The organism is Pseudomonas sp. IT-232MI5, from assembly GCF_949767845.1.
Lineage (GTDB): Bacteria > Pseudomonadota > Gammaproteobacteria > Pseudomonadales > Pseudomonadaceae > Aquipseudomonas.
On sequence record NZ_CATKQE010000011.1, the window covers coordinates 461,314 to 478,679 of the forward strand.

At 59.3% G+C, this 17,366-nt stretch carries 20 protein-coding genes and 1 pseudogene; 10 read left to right on the plus strand and 11 right to left on the minus strand.

Annotation, left to right across the window (positions count from 1 at the left end; translation table 11 throughout):
- Positions 1-7 precede the first annotated feature (7 nt).
- Entirely contained in the window at positions 8-523 is a 516-nt protein-coding gene (locus ACM6JQ_RS10950; RefSeq protein WP_414893777.1) for a methylated-DNA--[protein]-cysteine S-methyltransferase, read from the plus strand.
- A 94-nt stretch (positions 524-617) separates the two neighbouring features.
- Here ACM6JQ_RS10950 and ACM6JQ_RS10955 read toward each other — a convergent pair whose 3' ends face one another.
- The 4 genes and pseudogenes from ACM6JQ_RS10955 to ACM6JQ_RS10970 all read right to left on the minus strand — a co-directional run bounded on the left by ACM6JQ_RS10955 (position 618) and on the right by ACM6JQ_RS10970 (position 3,693).
- A complete protein-coding gene (locus tag ACM6JQ_RS10955) occupies positions 618-1,208 on the minus strand; it encodes an NUDIX domain-containing protein (RefSeq protein WP_095113673.1) in 591 nt (196 codons plus the stop codon).
- 151 nt (positions 1,209-1,359) lie between these two features.
- Positions 1,360-2,361 (minus strand): annotated as a pseudogene (locus ACM6JQ_RS10960) (chitinase); the annotation flags it as partial.
- A 43-nt stretch (positions 2,362-2,404) separates the two neighbouring features.
- Positions 2,405-3,034: a lytic polysaccharide monooxygenase auxiliary activity family 9 protein gene (locus ACM6JQ_RS10965; RefSeq protein WP_095113674.1), complete on the minus strand. Its 630-nt coding sequence runs from the start codon at positions 3,032-3,034 to the stop codon at positions 2,405-2,407.
- 221 nt (positions 3,035-3,255) lie between these two features.
- Complete coding sequence (locus tag ACM6JQ_RS10970; RefSeq protein ID WP_007908104.1) at positions 3,256-3,693, minus strand: hemerythrin domain-containing protein; 438 nt, start codon at positions 3,691-3,693, stop codon at positions 3,256-3,258.
- Between the two features lie 148 nt (positions 3,694-3,841).
- Between ACM6JQ_RS10970 and ACM6JQ_RS10975 the strand changes: the two genes are divergently transcribed.
- Positions 3,842-4,267: a GNAT family N-acetyltransferase gene (locus ACM6JQ_RS10975; RefSeq protein ID WP_007908103.1), complete on the plus strand. Its 426-nt coding sequence runs from the start codon at positions 3,842-3,844 to the stop codon at positions 4,265-4,267.
- Between the two features lie 96 nt (positions 4,268-4,363).
- On the opposite strand, the gene ACM6JQ_RS10980 is transcribed toward ACM6JQ_RS10975, so the two are convergent.
- Entirely contained in the window at positions 4,364-4,714 is a 351-nt protein-coding gene (locus ACM6JQ_RS10980) for a hypothetical protein (protein ID WP_095113675.1), read from the minus strand.
- A gap of 134 nt (positions 4,715-4,848) precedes the next feature.
- On the opposite strand from ACM6JQ_RS10980, the gene ACM6JQ_RS10985 reads away from it, so the two are divergent.
- The 8 genes from ACM6JQ_RS10985 to ACM6JQ_RS11020 all read left to right on the plus strand — a co-directional run bounded on the left by ACM6JQ_RS10985 (position 4,849) and on the right by ACM6JQ_RS11020 (position 9,575).
- Entirely contained in the window at positions 4,849-5,178 is a 330-nt protein-coding gene (locus ACM6JQ_RS10985; protein ID WP_007908101.1) for a DUF6388 family protein, read from the plus strand.
- Between the two features lie 25 nt (positions 5,179-5,203).
- On the plus strand, positions 5,204-5,908 hold the full coding sequence (locus tag ACM6JQ_RS10990; protein ID WP_414893778.1) for a YoaK family protein: 705 nt from the start codon (positions 5,204-5,206) through the stop codon (positions 5,906-5,908).
- A 200-nt stretch (positions 5,909-6,108) separates the two neighbouring features.
- A complete protein-coding gene (tusD, locus tag ACM6JQ_RS10995; protein WP_007908093.1) occupies positions 6,109-6,501 on the plus strand; it encodes a sulfurtransferase complex subunit TusD in 393 nt (130 codons plus the stop codon).
- 1 nt (position 6,502) lies between these two features.
- Complete coding sequence (gene tusC, locus ACM6JQ_RS11000; RefSeq protein ID WP_414893779.1) at positions 6,503-6,859, plus strand: sulfurtransferase complex subunit TusC; 357 nt, start codon at positions 6,503-6,505, stop codon at positions 6,857-6,859.
- Positions 6,859-7,152, plus strand: a complete 294-nt coding sequence (tusB, locus tag ACM6JQ_RS11005) for a sulfurtransferase complex subunit TusB (protein WP_007908088.1) — start codon at positions 6,859-6,861, stop codon at positions 7,150-7,152. The genes tusC and tusB overlap by 1 nt, the downstream gene beginning before the upstream one ends.
- On the plus strand, positions 7,149-7,484 hold the full coding sequence (locus tag ACM6JQ_RS11010) for a TusE/DsrC/DsvC family sulfur relay protein (protein ID WP_007908084.1): 336 nt from the start codon (positions 7,149-7,151) through the stop codon (positions 7,482-7,484). The genes tusB and ACM6JQ_RS11010 overlap by 4 nt, the downstream gene beginning before the upstream one ends.
- Positions 7,481-8,482: a glycosyl transferase family protein gene (locus ACM6JQ_RS11015; RefSeq protein WP_414893780.1), complete on the plus strand. Its 1,002-nt coding sequence runs from the start codon at positions 7,481-7,483 to the stop codon at positions 8,480-8,482. Before ACM6JQ_RS11010 ends, ACM6JQ_RS11015 begins: the two co-directional genes overlap by 4 nt.
- Before the next feature lie 91 nt (positions 8,483-8,573).
- The gene (locus ACM6JQ_RS11020) at positions 8,574-9,575 is read left to right on the plus strand and encodes a glutathione S-transferase family protein (RefSeq protein WP_007908082.1); all 1,002 of its coding nucleotides are present in this window, start codon (positions 8,574-8,576) and stop codon (positions 9,573-9,575) included.
- 94 nt (positions 9,576-9,669) lie between these two features.
- Here ACM6JQ_RS11020 and cysG read toward each other — a convergent pair whose 3' ends face one another.
- The 6 genes from cysG to ACM6JQ_RS11050 form a co-directional block, all read right to left on the minus strand.
- Entirely contained in the window at positions 9,670-11,064 is a 1,395-nt protein-coding gene (cysG, locus tag ACM6JQ_RS11025) for a siroheme synthase CysG (protein WP_414893781.1), read from the minus strand.
- Positions 11,065-12,345, minus strand: a complete 1,281-nt coding sequence (gene serS / locus ACM6JQ_RS11030; RefSeq protein WP_007908080.1) for a serine--tRNA ligase — start codon at positions 12,343-12,345, stop codon at positions 11,065-11,067.
- A gap of 15 nt (positions 12,346-12,360) precedes the next feature.
- Positions 12,361-12,735, minus strand: coding sequence for a fluoride efflux transporter CrcB (gene crcB / locus ACM6JQ_RS11035; RefSeq protein WP_007908079.1), 375 nt, complete (start codon positions 12,733-12,735; stop codon positions 12,361-12,363).
- Positions 12,735-14,057, minus strand: coding sequence for a replication-associated recombination protein A (locus ACM6JQ_RS11040; RefSeq protein ID WP_007908078.1), 1,323 nt, complete (start codon positions 14,055-14,057; stop codon positions 12,735-12,737). Before ACM6JQ_RS11040 ends, crcB begins: the two co-directional genes overlap by 1 nt.
- Positions 14,058-14,198: 141 nt before the next feature.
- Positions 14,199-14,819, minus strand: coding sequence for an outer membrane lipoprotein chaperone LolA (lolA, locus tag ACM6JQ_RS11045; protein ID WP_007908077.1), 621 nt, complete (start codon positions 14,817-14,819; stop codon positions 14,199-14,201).
- Positions 14,820-14,886: 67 nt separating this feature from the next.
- Positions 14,887-17,295: a DNA translocase FtsK gene (locus tag ACM6JQ_RS11050; protein ID WP_034155142.1), complete on the minus strand. Its 2,409-nt coding sequence runs from the start codon at positions 17,293-17,295 to the stop codon at positions 14,887-14,889.
- Between the last annotated feature and the right edge of the window lie 71 nt (positions 17,296-17,366).

The window sequence follows — 17,366 nt, forward strand, 5'->3', positions numbered from 1 at the left end:
TGCCGTCATGCCTTACACGTTCATCACCCTGCCCTCGCCCGTCGGCGAGCTGAAGCTGGTCGCGAACGGTTCACGACTGGCAGCCATCCTCTGGGAAAATGACAAACCGAACCGTGTGCGCCTCGGCCCGATGAGTGAGGCACCCAACAATCCGATCCTGATTCGAACGGCTCGACAACTTGAAGAATATTTTTCCGGGACGCGTGACTGTTTTGATCTGGAACTGAATTTCGCTGGCACCGACTTTCAGAAAAAGGTCTGGGCGGCGCTGCTGACCATTCCATTCGGCGAGACGCGGACCTACAGCCAGATTGCCGAACAGATAGGCAATCCCAGCGCCGTGCGGGCAGTGGGCGCAGCGAACGGACGCAACCCGATCTCCATTGTCGCGCCGTGTCATCGAGTGATCGGCGCGTCGGGGAAGCTCACCGGGTTTGCCGGTGGGCTAGAGGCGAAAGAGCGCCTGCTGACACTTGAAGGTGGCGACTGGTCGCAGATTGGCAAAACCGGGGATTTGTTTTAGTCAGTCAATACAGATCAAGAGATCGCAGCCTTCGGCAGCTCCTACCTGGAATGCGTTTTCCTGTAGGAGCTGCCGAAGGCTGCGATCTTTTGATTTATTGGGCAAAAAGGTTATTCATCGCCGCATATTGCAACAGCATGATGGTCTTGGCGTCGCAGATCTCGCCGCGCTGAAACGCCGCCAACGCGTCGTCGAATCGCCACTCCAGCACTTCCAGTTCTTCGGTCTCCTCTTCCAGACCACCACCGTCGCTAACCTTCGATGCGGCGTCGTATTCGGCAATGAAAAAATGCAGTTTCTCGGTCACCGAGCCAGGGCTCATGTAAGCCTCGAACACCTTCGTCACATCGTGCACGCGATACCCGGTTTCCTCTTCGGCTTCATCGCGAATCCGTTGCTCCGGCGCTGCACCTTCGAGCAACCCGGCCGCCACCTCGATCAACAAACCATCGTGGCCATTGACGAATACCGGCAAACGAAACTGCCGGGTCAGCACCACCGTGCGTTGCTCGCGGTTGAACAACAGAATCGCTGCACCGTTACCACGGTCGTAGACCTCACGGGTCTGACGCTGCCACTCGCCATTGTTGCGGTGATAGTCGAAGGTGATTTTCTTCAGTAGATACCAGTCATGGGACAACACTTGAGTGTCGACAATGTTGACCCGCTCGGCTGTGTTGGACATGACGCCTGATCCTGTTCCTGAGTAAGTCGCCATGGTCGAATAATTGCGCAAACAAAAAAAGCCCGGCAGCGCTACCGGGCTTCTTCATTTGCAACTAACGAGCGATAAACGATTGCTTATCATCGAAAGCTTGCCCTGCGGCGGGTACCCCGTGAATCAACGGCCCATAACGCCGGCTGAACTCCCAGTTGTATGGCACGCCATCCTTGCTGGTACCGTTATCCCAATTCACCGACCAGGTCATCAGGCCTTTGATCGGTATCCCCTTGATCGCCAGACGCTTGAGGACATTCCCGACCACGGTTTTGTCGATCACATAACCGGTGGCTGCCGCATCGTTATTGGCCGGCAGACCGATGACGAACTTGTCCGCCGGGATCCGCGTGAAGCCACGTGTGCCGGTCACCAGACTTTCGGTCAGGTAGTAAAGGAAATCCTCCTTCAGCGCATCGTTGTTCTGCGCAATCCACGCACCCGCGCCGTTGTTCGCCTCCGGCACCCAAACGCCGTCACCGCCCTGGTTGTAGAACTGTGGGGCGATGAAGTCGTAGTAGCCTTCCAGTGCCTGCAAATAGCTGATGTATTTCCCGGTGCTGGTCAGGTACGGAAACTCCGGAGCCATGCTGATGATGAAGTGCTTGCCCTGGCCTGCGTAGTGATCCTTGACCAGTTTCAGTGCGGCCGGCAGAACTGTCTTGTTGGCAGCGAAATCAATCGCGCTCTGTTCAAGATCGATGTCCAGACCGTCGAAGCCGTAGGTTTCCACCAGACGAATGATTTCGTTGGCCAGCGGTTGTTCCTGACCGCTGCGCAATTCGATGTGCGCATCGGCGCCGCCGAGGGAAATCAACACGGCCCGTCCCTGGCTGTTGAGTACGCCGACCTGGCGGCGGAACTCGGCATCGGAAACGTTGAACGGTTTGAAGGTCGGAATCCCGCTGCCCTTCATAAAAGCGACCGCAACCACGTTGTACTCCTTGGGCACGTCCTCCAGCGAGAGGCTGGCAAAGCGGCCCTGGCGGTAACCATCGCTCGGGCCTGCGGGCCAGTTGTGCCAGAAGCCCATAAGGACCTTTTTGCCGGCAATGCTCGGCATCAGCGAGGCGGCATCGCTCGCCGCGTTTTGCACTAAAGAGAAATCGATTTTTGACATGTTCTAATCCTTCAGAACGTGTGGATTTGGCGACGCTGCGCCGTTATTTGAAGTCGACGTCGAAAGCCTGATAGAAGGCGTTGCCGGTGTTGGCGACGATCCACATCAGCACGATCACGTGATGGCCTCTTTTGTTGGCCGGCAGTTTCACCGCGTGATTGACCTTGGCCTTCAACTCATTCGGGTAGCTGTAATAAGGCACCTGAGTGTAGAAGTCCTCGAAGAACGGTTGGGCTTCCAGTTGCGCACGGGTAATACGCTGTTTCGGGTCCCAGCCATCCTTGGTGATCAGCCAGCGGTAGCCGCGGGTGGTGTGCGGTGCGGTGTATTCCCACTTGATTTCGAGGGTTTGTCCCGGGGTGACATTGAGCAGCGGCCAAGTGAACGGACGAGCGAGTTTCTTGCTCATTTCGTCATTGGTGAAGTTCACACAGTCGCGGGCATCGGTCTTGCCGCCGCTGAGGATGTAGCCATCGGCCGGTGGCGTGACGCTGTCCGAGTCGCTCTGGTAAGGCGCCGGAAATGGCCCCGCCGCCAGCGCCGGGAAGTTCTTGCCGCCTTCCATTTCGTTGACCTGCCAGGCGCCGAGCAATCCTTGCTCAATCGCTACCGCACCGCGGCTTGCAGGGGAAATGACACGACCGTGTCGCAGTTGGGTTTGTGGTTGATTCATGTTTTTCACTCCGTTGATTTAAGAACTCTCCTTTCCGAGGAGAGGCCTTCAAGCTAACGGAGACGGATTTTTTGTCCATCGGCGGTTTTGTCGCAGTCAGCAGCCTTGAACCGTAAAAACACCGCAAACACTGGATGCATATACAGTCTTTTGCGACAACGCCCACCAGAGATGACGACAAAAGATTACACGCCAATGCTACAAAGACTGCCATTCAGTGATTACGGCAATTGTTCCTGAAACTCCTTTTCGTATTGCCCGGCGAGTTGTTCTTTCTGTTTTTCGCTGAGCAATTTGCCAGCCATCTGGAAGAACTTCTGTTCCTCTTCCTTCAGGTGATGGTGAACTTTGTCAGAGAGCTTTTTGGCGGTGGCCAGCCAGGCCGGGCTGGACATCTCGGTCTCATCGAGTTCTTCCATCATCTCGTCCATTTCATGATGTTCCGCGATGGCATGGCGGCTCAAATCGACACCGTCATCAAGCTCCATCAACGGAATGTAGAAATGGCGCTCTTCGGCGGTTTCATGGGCCTGGAGTTCTGCCTTGAGCTGTTTGTAGGCTTCGACCCGCTCCGGCGTATCGCCGCTGGTTTCGATCAAGGTCTTGGCGTAAGTACGCTGGCGGTCATGGCTTTCGCGAAGGGCTTCGAAAATATTCATGGGGGTTCCTCATCAACCGCGTGCTGGAATGACGCTGTAAAGCCTAGACCCCGAGGCGAGAGCGGCAGTTCCACCGGGTTGAAGAAGGGCTTGGAAGATGGCCGCGGGGCAGGATAGGCTGCGAATTCAAACAACAAGGAAGTCATGCATGAACTTGCGCATCGAGCTGTCACAAAACCCGACCGAAGAAGAACGCACAGCCATCCTCGCGCCGCTGCGTGCGCACAACGTTGCCAACGCCGGACCGTCGACCTTCGAGCCGATCGCTCTGTTAGTGCGTGATGAACACGACGCGATCCTCGGAGGTTTGTATGCCCACACGTTCTATCGTTGGCTGTTCATTGAGTTACTGGCCGTGCCGGAGCAAGGTCGCGGCAAGGGTATCGGCTCGCAGTTGATGCAGAGGGCGGAAGATCTGGCACGGGAAAAAGACTGCGTTGGCATCTGGCTCGACACCTTCTCCTTCCAGGCACCGGAGTTTTACAAGAAGCTTGGATTTAGCGAATGCGGAGAGATTCTGGATTATCCACTGGGGCATAAGCGGCATTTCTTCCAGAAGCGATTGATCGGTTGAATGTTGCGGCCCCTTCGTCGGAAGGCCACCCGGAGCGAGCCTGCTCCGGGCGGCCTTCCGACGAAGGCGGGTTGAGCATCACTGCGACAATTGCCCCTACAGGCAAGTCGCTAAAGCCGCCAACCGGCGCTTGGCGACAAAGTCATCCTTCTGCGCGTAGTAATTCAACGTCGTGCCCGATGCCTGGGTAATCACGTCGACAAACGACTCTGCCGAACGGGTGTACACCGTCGTCCCGCCGGACTTGCGCGGTTCCAGATACGCCGCCGCATCCACACCGAACACCGCTTCGTCCTGCCAACCAAACTGCACACACTGCGCCACGACTTTTTCAGCCTTGTCCGACGTCAACACCTTGTACGGGGTTTTCGTGCGAGCATCGTCCATCACCGAGCCTGCGCAACCGGCCAGCAATGTCGCGGCCAGCGCTACCATCAGAATTCGCATTGCATTCGCTCATTCAGAAAAAAGCGGACTGTATCATCGCAGCAGCAGGAATCGTTCTGCTTTACTGCATTTATAGCGCGACACGCGCAGGTCGCTGCGGCAACCTAAGCTCATCAGCCTCACAAGGAAAACACATGGCGCCTACCGACCAGCGACATGAACATGCCCTGAAAGTGTTTCTCGACGCGCGTCCCGAACTGCGCGAAACCCTCGATCACCTCAACCCGTTGCTGGCCCAGGCCAAAGGCGAAACTCAAGCGCAGTATCGCGAAGAGCGACTGCATGAAGCGTTTGAGGCTGAAGCGGAAAGTCTCGGGCTGTTTGCCTGGGAGCTCACCTTGCAACTGACCGCTGATTCGTCTGAGGAATATCAGGCGCAGCGTCTGGAAGTGCATCGCGAAGTCGCGGAAATGGCCGGAATGGATTGGCTGGAATATTGCGATCTGTATGGCATAGAGCCGTAACCTCCGCCTAAGGACACCGCCACTCATGTTGCCATCCGCCTCGACTCACCGCGCCAGCCCCGGCCACCTGCACACACAGAAGTGGCGCGGGCGGATTGGTCTGGCGCTGGTGGCCAGCCTCTCGGTACTGGCCGGAATGACCGACGCCATTGGCTTTATGGCCAGCGGCGACTTCGTCTCGTTCATGAGCGGCAACACCACCCGACTCGCCGTGGCGATCAGCGATGGCGATGTCGGGTTGACCGTGCGCCTGGTGATTCTCGTCGCAACGTTCGTTGTCGGTAATGCTTTGGGTGTTGTAGTTGCACGTTTTGGCGGACGCCGGGCGCTTCCTCTGCTGCTGTGTATCGCCACCCTGCTGTGCGCGGCGGCGGCCTGGCCATTCGACACGCAACTGCCAGCGCTGCTGGCGGCGATCATAGCGATGGGCATGCTCAACGCGGCGGTCGAAGAAGTGAATGGCTTGCCGGTCGGGCTGACTTACGTGACTGGCGCGTTGTCGCGGTTCGGCCGTGGATTGGGCCGCTGGATGCTTGGCGAACGGCGCAGCGGCTGGCGGGTGCAGCTGGTGCCCTGGAGCGGAATGTTTATCGGCGCGATTCTGGGCGCAGTGCTGGAGCATCATCTTGGACTCAAGGCGATGTTCGTCAGCGGGTTGCTGGCCGCGATGATCGGGCTGCTCTCCCTGAAAATTCCGCGGCGCTGGCAACTGGGCTACATGCCTCGCTAATCAACGCCCGCCCCGTGCTCCCTGTAGGAGCTGTCGAGTGAAACGAGGCTGCGATCTTTTGATCTTGTTTTTCAAAATCAAAATCAACAGATCGCAGCGTGCCGCAGCTCCTACAGAGATCGTGTTTCCCTGTAAGCGCTGCGATCCTTTGCGGCCTGCAATGCTTTATCATGGCCGCAGTTTTGCTGATCGAGTCCGTCATGAAGTTTGCCATCGCGCTGTTTTCCGCCGCCCATGCGCCCTCCTCGCGCCGCGCCCTGCTGTTTGCGCAGGCTGCGCTGGCCGGCGGGCATGAGATCGTCCGGCTGTTTTTCTATCAGGACGGCGTTTATAACGCCTCGGATGCGCTCGTCACCCCGCAGGACGAACTGGATTTGCCCAAACAATGGCGCAGCTTCATAACCGAGCAGAATCTGGATGGCGTGGTGTGTATCGCCGCCGCCCTGCGTCGCGGTGCGCTCAACGCTGAAGAAGCCAAACGCTATCAACGTGACGCCGTCTCAGTCAGCGCGCCGTGGGAATTGTCCGGCCTCGGTCAGTTGCATGACGCGGTGCAAGACGCCGACCGTTTGATCTGCTTTGGAGGTGCGTGAGATGGCCAAGTCCCTGTTGATCATCAGCCGCCAGTCGCCGTGGTCTGGCCCCGGCGCTCGTGAAGCGCTGGACATCGTGCTGGCCGGTGGCGCCTTCGATCTGCCCGTTGGCTTGCTGTTTCTGGATGATGGCGTGCTGCAACTCGCCGCCGGGCAAAACGCCAAGACCCTGCAACAGAAAGACCTCAGCGCCAACCTGCAGGCGCTGTCGATGTTCGGCGTAGAAGAACTGTTTTACTGCGCCGACAGCGCCAGCACACGCGGTCTCGGCAATCTGTCGCTGGCCGAAGCGCAGCCGCTGGCCGCCGAACAAATCACCGCCCTTATTGACCGTTACGACCAGGTGATCACCCTCTGATGTCGACTTTGCATGTGTTGTCTCATTCCCCGTTCGGCGACGATCGCCTGAGCAGTTGCCTGCGCCTGATCGGCAGCGCTGATGCCCTGCTGCTGTCCGGCGATGCCGTCTATGCATTGCAACCGGGCACAGCGCCATTCACCGATCTGCAAAGCCGCCAGATCAAACTGTGGGTTCTGGCCGAAGATGCACAGGCTCGCGCCATCGAAGTCCCGGACTGGGCCGAAGCGATCGATTACCCGGCCTTCGTCGAACTGTCGATACACCACGACAAGGTCAACAGCTGGCTATGAATTCCATGACCGTCGGCGCCCGCGCCATCGAACTGGACAAGGATGGCTTTCTCGTCGACCTCAGCGACTGGTCGGCTGAGGTCGCCAGCGCCCTCGCAGCTGCCGAAGAGATAGAGTTGACTCCGGAGCACTGGGAAGTCCTCGAGCTGCTGCGCAGCTTCTATGCCGAATTCCAGCTGTCACCGGCCACCCGGCCGTTGATCAAGTACACCGCGTTGAAACTCGGCCCGGACAAAGGCAACAGCCTGCACCTGAACCGACTGTTCAAAGGCACCCCCGCCAAACTCGCCGCGAAACTGGCGGGCCTGCCCAAACCGACGAATTGCTTATGACCGACTTTCCAGCGCTGACCCTCGAAACGCCAGCCGAACATCCGTTCGCTCAATTCGTGCGAATCCTCGGCAAGGGCAAACGCGGCGCCCGCGACCTGACCCGTGAAGAAGCCCGCGAAGCGATGGGCCTGGTGCTCGACGACAAGGTCGAAGACACCCAGCTCGGCGCGTTCCTGATGTTGCTGCGGCACAAAGAAGAAAGCGCCGAGGAGATGGCCGGTTTCACCGAAGCCCTGCGCGAGCGCTTGCAGGCCCCCAAGCTGAACGTCGATCTGGACTGGCCGACCTATGCCGGCAAAAAGCGCCATCTGCCGTGGTACCTGCTGGCAGCCAAGTGTCTGGCACAGAACGGAGTGCGCATCTTTATGCACGGCGGCGGCGCGCACACGGCCGGGCGGCTGTACAGCGAGCAATTGCTCGGCGAATTGAACATCCCGTTGTGCCGGACCTGGCAGCAGACCGGCACGGCGCTGGACAACGGCGGACTGGCGTTCATGCCGCTGGTGGACTGGGCGCCACAACTGCAGAAGATGATCGACCTGCGCAACACCCTTGGCCTGCGCTCGCCGATTCATTCGCTGGCGAGGATTCTCAATCCGCTGGGCGCGCGTTGTGGGCTGCAGAGTATTTTCCATCCTGGCTATCAGGCCGTGCATCGCGATGCCAGCGGCTTGCTCGGCGACACGGCGATTGTGGTCAAGGGTGACGGTGGCGAAATCGAGATCAACCCGGATGCCAACAGTCACTTGTACGGCACCACTGGCGGCGAGAGCTGGGACGAGGAATGGCCGCAATTGTCGGCGCAGCGCCACGTCAAACCGGCAACTTTGGACGTTGAACATCTGAAAGCGGTGTGGCGTGGCGACGTGGTCGACAGCTATCCACAAATGGCCCTGATTGCGACCATGGCCCTGGCCTTGCGCGGCCTCGGTCAAAACCGTGAGCAAGCCTTCGCAACCGCCGAGCAGTACTGGGCCGCGCGGAACAAATCGATTTAACCGATCATTCACGCCCGATCTTTGCGCTTTTTGTTCGAACTCATCGGAATAGACTCGACTCCAACGATTATTGGTTTACGGAGTCTTGATCATGGGTTTACTCGTCGATGGCCACTGGCAGGACAAGTGGTACGAAAGCAGCAAGGACGGCGCGTTCCAGCGCGAACAGGCCAAGCGCCGCAACTGGGTGACCGCCAACGGTGAACCCGGCCCCAGCGGTGAAGGCGGTTTTGCCGCTGAAGCCGGGCGCTATCACCTATACGTTTCCCTCGCCTGTCCATGGGCGCATCGCACGCTAATCCTGCGCAAGCTCAAAGGCCTGGAAAGTCTGATCGACGTCTCGGTGGTCAGTTGGCTGATGCTGGAAAACGGCTGGACCTTCGACACGGCACTCGGCTCAACCGGCGACAAGCTCGATGGCTTCGACTTCATGCACCAGCGCTATACCGCCGACACGGCCGATTACACCGGCCGCGTTACTGTGCCGGTGCTGTGGGACAAGAAGCTCAAACGCATCGTCAGCAACGAATCAGCGGAGATCATCCGCATGTTCAACAGCGCGTTTGATGATCTGACCGGCAATGATCTGGATTTCTACCCGGCGCCGTTGCGCGGTGAAATCGATGCGCTGAACGAGCGGATTTATCCGGCGGTGAACAACGGCGTGTACCGCGCAGGTTTTGCAACGTCGCAACAGGCTTATGAAGAAGCGTTCGATGAGGTGTTTGCCGAACTCGATCACCTTGAAGGCGTTTTAAGCGCAAACCGCTATCTGAGCGGCGAATACCTCACTGAAGCTGACGTACGCCTGTTCACTACGATCATCCGGTTTGATGCGGTGTATCACGGGCACTTCAAGTGCAATCTGCGGCGCATTGCCGATTATCCGAACCTGTCGAACTGGCTGCGGGAGATGTATCAGTTGCCGGGGATTGCCGAGACGGTGGATTTCCAGCACATCAAGAATCACTACTACGGCAGTCACAAGACGATCAACCCGACGGGGGTTGTGCCGAAGGGGCCGGAGCAGGATTTCACCGTGGCGCATGATCGGGCGCGGTTGGCTGGGAAAGGGGTTTGGTTGAAGGGTTAATAGCAAAAAGCAAAAGATCGCAGCCTTCGGCAGCTCCTACAGGGAACGCATTCTCATGTAGGAGCTGCCGAAGGCTGCGATCTTTTGATCTGACTCAGACCTGCGCCTGAGCCCCTTCGAACCACGCCAGTTTCTCGCGCAGTTGCACCACTTCACCAACGATCACCAGTGTCGGCGCATGCACTTCATGCTCAGCCACCAGTCGCGGCAGATCGGCCAGCGTGCCGGTAAAGACCCGCTGATTGACCGTGGTGCCCTGCTGAATCAACGCCGCCGGGGTATCTGCTGAACGACCATGCTTGATCAGTTGTTCACAAATGACCGGCAAGCCGACCAGGCCCATGTAGAACACCAGCGTCTGCGCCGGGGCGACGAGGTCGGCCCATGGCAGATCGGTGGAACCGTCCTTCAAATGGCCGGTGACAAAGCGCACCGACTGCGCGTGATCACGATGGGTCAGCGGAATCCCGGCATACGCCGCGCAACCGCTGGCTGCGGTGATACCCGGCACGACCTGGAACGGAATGCCGTGAGCGGCCAGTTCTTCGATCTCTTCGCCGCCACGGCCGAAGATAAACGGATCGCCGCCCTTCAACCGCACCACACGTTTGCCGGCCTTGGCCAGATCGACCAGTTGCTGGTTGATCTGATCCTGCGGCACGGCGTGATCAGCACGACGTTTGCCGACATAAACCCGCTCGGCATCGCGACGGCATAGCTCAAGAATCGCAGGTGCAACCAAACGGTCGTACAGCACCACGTCGGCTTGCTGCATCAGGCGCAAGGCCTTGAAGGTCAGCAGGTCCGGATCGCCCGGGCCCGCGCCGACCAGATACACCTCGCCGGTGGTGACCATGGCTTCGCCATCGATCTTGGCTTGCAGCAGACGTTCGGCCTCGGCGCCCTGCCCGGCCAGTTGCCGATCGGCAATCGGTCCCTGAAATACATCTTCCCAGAAACCACGACGCTGCTGCACATCCGGAAACAGGCCTTTCACCTGATTACGGAAACGCGCGGCGAGCCCGGCCAATTGGCCGTATGTCGACGGAATCCAGGTTTCGATCTTGGCGCGGATCAAACGCGCCAGCACCGGTGCATCGCCGCCGCTGGACACGGCAATGATCAGCGGCGAGCGATCGACGATCGCCGGGAAGATCACGCTGCACAAGGCCGGCGCGTCGACCACGTTGACCGGCACGCAGCGCTTATGAGCATCGGTGGAAACTTGTGCGTTCAGTGTCTCATCGTCGGTAGCGGCAATAATCAGCCCGCAACCGTCCAGATCTGCCTCGACGTAACCACGCAACAGGCATTCACCGCCAGAAGCAGCGACCAGCTCACGCAGTTGCGTTTCGATTTCAGGTGCGACCACCCGCAGCAGCGCACCGGCATCGGCCAGCAGGCGGGATTTGCGCAAGGCAATTTCCCCCCCACCGACGACCAACACACGACTGCCGCGCAGGTTGTGAAACAGCGGCAGATATTTCATTTAGCCGATGACCTCAAGGCCACCCATGTACGGCTTCAGCACGTCCGGCACACGGATCGAACCATCGGCCTGCTGGTAGTTTTCCAGCACGGCCACCAGCGTACGGCCAACAGCCAGACCGGAACCGTTCAAGGTGTGCACCAGCTCAGGCTTGCCGGTTTCCGGGTTACGGAAGCGCGCCTGCATGCGACGGGCCTGGAAATCGCCGCAGTTCGAGCACGAGGAGATTTCGCGGTACTTGTCCTGGCTCGGGATCCACACTTCCAGATCGTAAGTCTTGACCGCGCTGAAGCCCATGTCGCCGGTGCACAGTGCCAGGGTGCGATAAGGCAGACCGAGCAATTGCAGCACCTTTTCAGCGTTGGCAGTCAGACCTTCCAGCGCTTCCATCGAAGTCGATGGCTCAACGATCTGGACCATTTCAACTTTGTCGAACTGGTGCTGACGGATCATGCCGCGCGTGTCGCGACCCGACGCGCCGGCTTCGCTGCGGAAGCACGGAGTATGGGCAACGAACTTGATCGGCAGCAGTTTCGAATCGACGATTTCACCGGCCACGATGTTGGTCAGCGATACTTCGGCTGTCGGGATCAAATACAGATCGGCTTCGCCTTCGCGAGCGATCTTGAACAGGTCTTCTTCGAACTTCGGCAGTTGACCGGTGCCTTGCAGTGCCGGCGCCTGAACCAGATAAGGCGTGTACGCCTCTTCGTAGCCGTGCTCGTTGACGTGCAGGTTGATCATGAACTGCGCCAGTGCGCGGTGCAGACGGGCGATCGGGCCACGCAGCAAGGCGAAACGGGCGCCGGACAGCTTGGCGGCGGTTTCGAAATCCAGCCAGCCGAACTTCTCGCCCAGCGCCACGTGGTCTTTCACTTCGAAATCGAATGCAGTCGGCGTGCCCCAGCGGCGCACTTCAACGTTGTCGTCTTCGTCTTTGCCGACCGGAACGGATTCGTGTGGCAGGTTCGGGATACCGAGCAGGATCGAGTCCAGTTCGGTCTGGATCGCGTCCAGCTCGACTTTACCGGCACTCAGTTCGCCCGCCATGCGCTCGACGTCCGCCATCAACGGCGCGATGTCTTCGCCGCGCTGCTTGGCCTGACCGATGGATTTGGAACGCGCGTTACGCTCAGCCTGCAGTGCTTCGGTGCGGGTCTGGACGGTCTTGCGCTGTTCTTCCAGCGCTTCGATGCGCGCGGTATCCAGGGCAAAGCCACGGGAAGCCAGGCGGTCCGCTACGTCCTGAAGGTTGCTACGTAACAGTTTGGAATCGAGCATGTCGGTTTCTCGTTATCAAAGTTTGGTCAAAGACAGGCCAGCCCACGTCGCGAGCAGCCCGCCGAATACGCTGAGCGCCGCATAGCCCAGGGCCAGCGGCACTTGCCCGCTTTCCAGCAGGCGCACCGTATCCAGTGAAAAGGATGAAAAAGTCGTCAGCCCCCCGAGGAAGCCGACCATCAACCCGGCACGCACCTCGATCGGCACTTCCGGGCGTATCAAAAACAGGCCGTACAACACGCCAATCAGCAGACAGCCCACGATATTAACGGCCAGCGTCGCGGTATAGAAGTGCCGCGGCCAATTGGCGTTGACCCAATTGCCGGTAGCGAAGCGCAACAAGGTGCCGGCAACCCCGCCGGCGGATACCGCAATGATCAATGGAAGCACTATTTTCTCCGCTGCCGAGGGCTTAAACGGTCAAGTTGGGCGAGGTGGTTGAGCTTCTCGCCGATCTTCAACTCCAGGCCGCGCGGCACCGGTTGGTAAAACGGTATCGGCTCGAGTTCTTCCGGGAAATAGTCTTCGCCGGCGGCGTAGGCGTCTGGTTCGTCATGGGCGTAGCGGTATTCGTCGCCGTAGCCCAATTGTTTCATCAGTTTGGTCGGCGCGTTGCGCAGGTGCAGCGGCACTTCCAGCGAGCCGTTTTCGGCGGCGGCACGCAGCGCGGTTTTGAAGCCCATGTATACCGCGTTGCTTTTTGGCGCACAGGCCAGATAAGTAATTGCTTGAGCCACCGCCAACTCACCTTCGGGGCTGCCGAGGCGTTCCTGCACTTCCCACGCGGCGAGGCACAGGCTCAATGCGCGCGGGTCGGCGTTGCCGATGTCTTCGCTGGCCATGCGCACCACGCGTCGGGCCAGGTACAGCGGATCGCAACCGCCGTCGATCATCCGCGCAAACCAGTACAGCGCGCCATCGGGGTTGGAGCCGCGCACGGATTTGTGCAGCGCCGAGATCTGGTCGTAGAACGCTTCGCCGCCCTTGTCGAAACGCCGGCGCGTGTCGCCGAGCAGGCTTTGCAGCAGATCGATGCCCATCTCGCTGTTGTCATCGGCCAGATCGGAGGCATTCTCCAGCAGATTGAGCAGACGCCGGCCATCGCCATCGGCGGCCGATAGCAGCATCTGAAAACCCTCATCACTGAGGGTCAAGTTACGTTTGCCCAGCCCGCGCTCTTCGGTGAGCGCGCGGTGCACCAGTTTGCGCAGCGCCGCTTCGTCGAGGCTTTTCAGCACGTAGACGCGGGCGCGCGACAACAGAGCGTTGTTGAGCTCGAACGAAGGGTTTTCGGTGGTGGCGCCGATGAAGATCAGCGTGCCGTCTTCAACGTACGGCAGGAATGCGTCCTGCTGGGATTTGTTGAAACGGTGCACTTCATCGACGAACAGAATCGTGCGCTTGCCGTACTGGCCGGCCTGCTGCTTGGCGATTTCAACGGCCTGACGGATCTCCTTGACCCCGGCGAGCACCGCCGAGACCGTTTCGAAGTGCGCATCAGAGACTTCCGCAAGCAACCGCGCCAAGGTGGTTTTACCCACGCCCGGCGGGCCCCAGAAGATCATCGAATGCAGGGCACCCTGCTCCAGCGCCTCACGCAGAGGTTTGCCGCGAGCGAGCACGTGCTCCTGACCGACGTACTCATCCAGATTGGTCGCACGCAAACGCGCGGCCAGTGGCTGGGCAATCGGTGCACTGCGAAACAGATCCATCACGTAGCGTTGAAACCTCTATTTTGCCGATCATTGACCCTGTAGGAGTGAGCCTGCTCGCGATAGCGGTGGGTCAGACGATGAAGATGTGACTGACAAATCCAATCGCGAGCAGGCTCACTCCTACAAAGGGTTTTGGGTTTATTCCTGGATTACGTCGGCACCCTTGGGGATGTCGAACTTGAACTTCGACGCTGGAACCGGCTCATTGGCCTTCACCCCGGTAAACAGGATATTGGTGCGCTGGCCGACGCTGTCGATCAGTTGCATATCGTTAAGCAGATTATTGCGGAAGGACAGGCGCAGATTATCGAACAAGGTGTCCTTGGTTTTCGGCTTCAGAGTGAAGTCGATCACGCCGCCCGCCTCTTTCGCGGTGATATCAAAGCTCTGGCTGATCTTCGACACATCACCGGACAACAGCAGCGCCGGGGTCTGGGTCAGACGCTCGTCGAGCTTCTTGATGGTCGCCTGTTCCAGATCCGGGTCCCACAGGGTGACTTTCTTGCCGTCGGAGACCATGGTCTGCTCGGCCGGCGCATTGGTGTGCCAGTAGAACAGCCCCGGACGCTGCAGGGTCATGTCGCCGGTGGTTTCCTGCAACTGCGTGCCGCTGCCGTCGAGGGTCAGCTGCGAGAAGTTCGCGCTCAGGGTCTTGGATGTTTCCAGCAATTGGGTCAGACGCGCCACGTCCTTGTCATCGGCGTGGGCCGTGAGCGTGGTCAGCGCCAGTACTGGCAACAGCATGCGGATAAGACGCATGGGAGTCCTCTTGAATACTCGTTGGGAGAGCGGCGGCACATCATTGTCCCGCCTCTTGCGTTTGCAATCAGTCGCGTACCGGGCCCGGGGCCAGGACTTCACGGGAACCGTTGGTGTTCATCGAGGTGACGACCCCGGCCATTTCCATGGCTTCGATCATCCGTGCGGCGCGGTTGTAGCCGATCTTCAGCTTGCGCTGTACCGCGGAAATCGAGGCGCGACGGCTTTCGAGTACGAACTGCACGGCTTCGTCATACAGCGCGTCGGCTTCCGGATCATCGCCATCACCGCCACCGCTGCTGCCTTCAAAACCGCTGCCGGCTTCTTCGACACCGTTGAGGATGTCGTCGTTATATTCCGGCGCGCCGCGCAGTTTCCACGCCTCGACCACACGATGGACTTCGTCATCGGAAACGAATGCACCGTGAACCCGGATCGGCAGGCTGGTGCCCGGTGGCATGTAGAGCATGTCACCGTGGCCGAGCAGTTGTTCGGCGCCGCCCTGGTCGATGATGGTCCGGGAGTCGATCTTGCTCGACACCTGGAACGCCATACGGGTCGGAATGTTGGCCTTGATCAGACCGGTGATCACGTCCACCGACGGTCGCTGGGTCGCGAGGATCAAGTGAATACCGGCCGCCCGCGCCTTCTGGGCAATACGGGCGATCAGTTCTTCAACCTTCTTGCCGACGATCATCATCATGTCGGCGAATTCGTCGACCACCACAACGATGGTCGGCAGCTTCTGTAGCAACGGCGCTTCGTCGTGGATGCTTTCGCGCTTGTACAGCGGATCGCTCAACGGCTCGCCGGCGTCCTGGGCCTCCTTGACCTTGGCGTTGAAGCCGGACAGGTTTCGGACACCCATCTTCGCCATCAGCTTGTAGCGGCGCTCCATCTCGGCGACGCTCCAGCGCAGGGCATTGGCGGCATCCTTCATGTCGGTGACGACCGGGCACAGCAGGTGCGGAATGCCTTCGTAGATCGATAGTTCCAGCATTTTCGGGTCGATCATGATCAGCTTGGCGTCTTCCGGGCCGGACTTGAACAGGATCGACAGAATCATCGCGTTCACACCCACCGACTTACCGGAACCGGTCGTACCGGCCACCAGCAAGTGCGGCATCTTCGCCAGGTCGGTGATGACCGGCTTGCCACCAATGTCATGACCGAGTGCCAGGGTGACCGGCGATTTGAAGTTGTCGTACTCGGGCGTCGACAGCACCTCGGAGAAACGTACGATCTGCCGGTCTTCGTTGGGGATCTCGATACCGACGGTGGTCTTGCCCGGAATCACCTCGACCACCCGCACACTGGTCACGGCCAGGGAACGCGCAAGGTCTTTGGCGAGGTTGGCGATGCGGCTGACTTTGACGCCGGCAGCCGGCTGGATTTCGTAACGGGTAATCACCGGGCCTGGGTGGATCGAATCCACCGTGACCTCGACCCCGAACTCCTTCAGCTTGATCTCCAGCAAGTGGCCAACCGCCGCTAGGGATTCCGGTGAGTAATTGAGTTGTTTCTTTTCCGCCGGATCAAGAATCGAGATCGGCGGCAAGGTGCCTTCCACGGCGCTGTCGACGAACAACGGCACCTGTTTTTCCTTCTGTACGCGCTTGCTTGGCTCGGGCGCCTTGGCCGGAGCCGGGGCGATAACCGGCGGCACTTGTTTCTCGCGATCGGACATGTGCTTGCTCAGGGCTTGCTCACGTTCGATCAGGCGTTCTTTGACTTTGGCCTGCTCACGTTTGTCGGTCACCGTCGGCGCGACCACGTCGTGGACGCGATCGTCGACTTCACGCAGTTGCGCAACCAGTTGTTTGCGTTCGGTACGTGCCGACCACCAGCGATTGAGCGCGCCTTGAAACAGTTCGAACAGATCAAGGGTGATCTTGCCGGTGATGTCCATCACTTTGAACCACGACAGGTCAGTGAACACCGTCAGGCCAAACAGGAACAACGCAATGAACAACAGCGTGCTGCCCTGAATGTTCAGCGCATTCTTCGCCAGATTGCCGAGACTTTCGCCCAGCGCGCCGCCCGCACCTGCCGGCAGACCCGACGCTGCGTGGAAATGCAGATGCGCCAGCGCCGCGCCGGACAGCACCAGAAACACCAGACCGATCAGACGCCAGGAGAACAGCCAGCCGCTCCACTGCCACGGTTCGTGGCGCTGACGGAAGATCTGGTAGGCCTTGATCGCCAACAGCAGCGGGAATATGTAGGCGAAGTAACCCAGCACCATAAACAATATATCGGCGCTGTAGGAGCCCGCCGGGCCGCCGAAATTCTGTACGTCGTCGATCTTGCTGTTGTGGCTCCAGCCTGGATCGTCCTTGCCGTAGGTCAGCAAAGCCATCATCAGGAACAGGCACAAGGCACCGATGGCGATCAATGCACCTTCCTTGAGCCGGTAGTGCAACTGTTGGCGCCAGAGCGGAACGACTGTTTTTGGTGCTTCGGTGGATTTCTTCAAAACGCTTCTTTTCCTGCGCCCAAGGCGCGTCCATCTATTGAATGACGATAAAAAACTGCCCAATCCAGGCA

Excerpts from the sequence above, each read along its gene's own strand:
- ACM6JQ_RS10950 (WP_414893777.1), top strand. The coding sequence starts at position 8 with ATGCCTTACACGTTCATCACCCTGCCCTCGCCCGTCGGCGAGCTGAAG.
- ACM6JQ_RS10955 (WP_095113673.1), bottom strand. The coding sequence starts at position 1,208 with ATGTCCAACACAGCCGAGCGGGTCAACATTGTCGACACTCAAGTGTTG.
- ACM6JQ_RS10965 (WP_095113674.1), bottom strand. The coding sequence starts at position 3,034 with ATGAATCAACCACAAACCCAACTGCGACACGGTCGTGTCATTTCCCCT.
- ACM6JQ_RS10970 (WP_007908104.1), bottom strand. The coding sequence starts at position 3,693 with ATGAATATTTTCGAAGCCCTTCGCGAAAGCCATGACCGCCAGCGTACT.
- ACM6JQ_RS10975 (WP_007908103.1), top strand. The coding sequence starts at position 3,842 with ATGAACTTGCGCATCGAGCTGTCACAAAACCCGACCGAAGAAGAACGC.
- ACM6JQ_RS10980 (WP_095113675.1), bottom strand. The coding sequence starts at position 4,714 with ATGCGAATTCTGATGGTAGCGCTGGCCGCGACATTGCTGGCCGGTTGC.
- ACM6JQ_RS10985 (WP_007908101.1), top strand. The coding sequence starts at position 4,849 with ATGGCGCCTACCGACCAGCGACATGAACATGCCCTGAAAGTGTTTCTC.
- ACM6JQ_RS10990 (WP_414893778.1), top strand. The coding sequence starts at position 5,204 with ATGTTGCCATCCGCCTCGACTCACCGCGCCAGCCCCGGCCACCTGCAC.
- tusD (WP_007908093.1), top strand. The coding sequence starts at position 6,109 with ATGAAGTTTGCCATCGCGCTGTTTTCCGCCGCCCATGCGCCCTCCTCG.
- tusC (WP_414893779.1), top strand. The coding sequence starts at position 6,503 with ATGGCCAAGTCCCTGTTGATCATCAGCCGCCAGTCGCCGTGGTCTGGC.
- tusB (WP_007908088.1), top strand. The coding sequence starts at position 6,859 with ATGTCGACTTTGCATGTGTTGTCTCATTCCCCGTTCGGCGACGATCGC.
- ACM6JQ_RS11010 (WP_007908084.1), top strand. The coding sequence starts at position 7,149 with ATGAATTCCATGACCGTCGGCGCCCGCGCCATCGAACTGGACAAGGAT.
- ACM6JQ_RS11015 (WP_414893780.1), top strand. The coding sequence starts at position 7,481 with ATGACCGACTTTCCAGCGCTGACCCTCGAAACGCCAGCCGAACATCCG.
- ACM6JQ_RS11020 (WP_007908082.1), top strand. The coding sequence starts at position 8,574 with ATGGGTTTACTCGTCGATGGCCACTGGCAGGACAAGTGGTACGAAAGC.
- cysG (WP_414893781.1), bottom strand. The coding sequence starts at position 11,064 with ATGAAATATCTGCCGCTGTTTCACAACCTGCGCGGCAGTCGTGTGTTG.
- serS (WP_007908080.1), bottom strand. The coding sequence starts at position 12,345 with ATGCTCGATTCCAAACTGTTACGTAGCAACCTTCAGGACGTAGCGGAC.
- ACM6JQ_RS11040 (WP_007908078.1), bottom strand. The coding sequence starts at position 14,057 with ATGGATCTGTTTCGCAGTGCACCGATTGCCCAGCCACTGGCCGCGCGT.
- lolA (WP_007908077.1), bottom strand. The coding sequence starts at position 14,819 with ATGCGTCTTATCCGCATGCTGTTGCCAGTACTGGCGCTGACCACGCTC.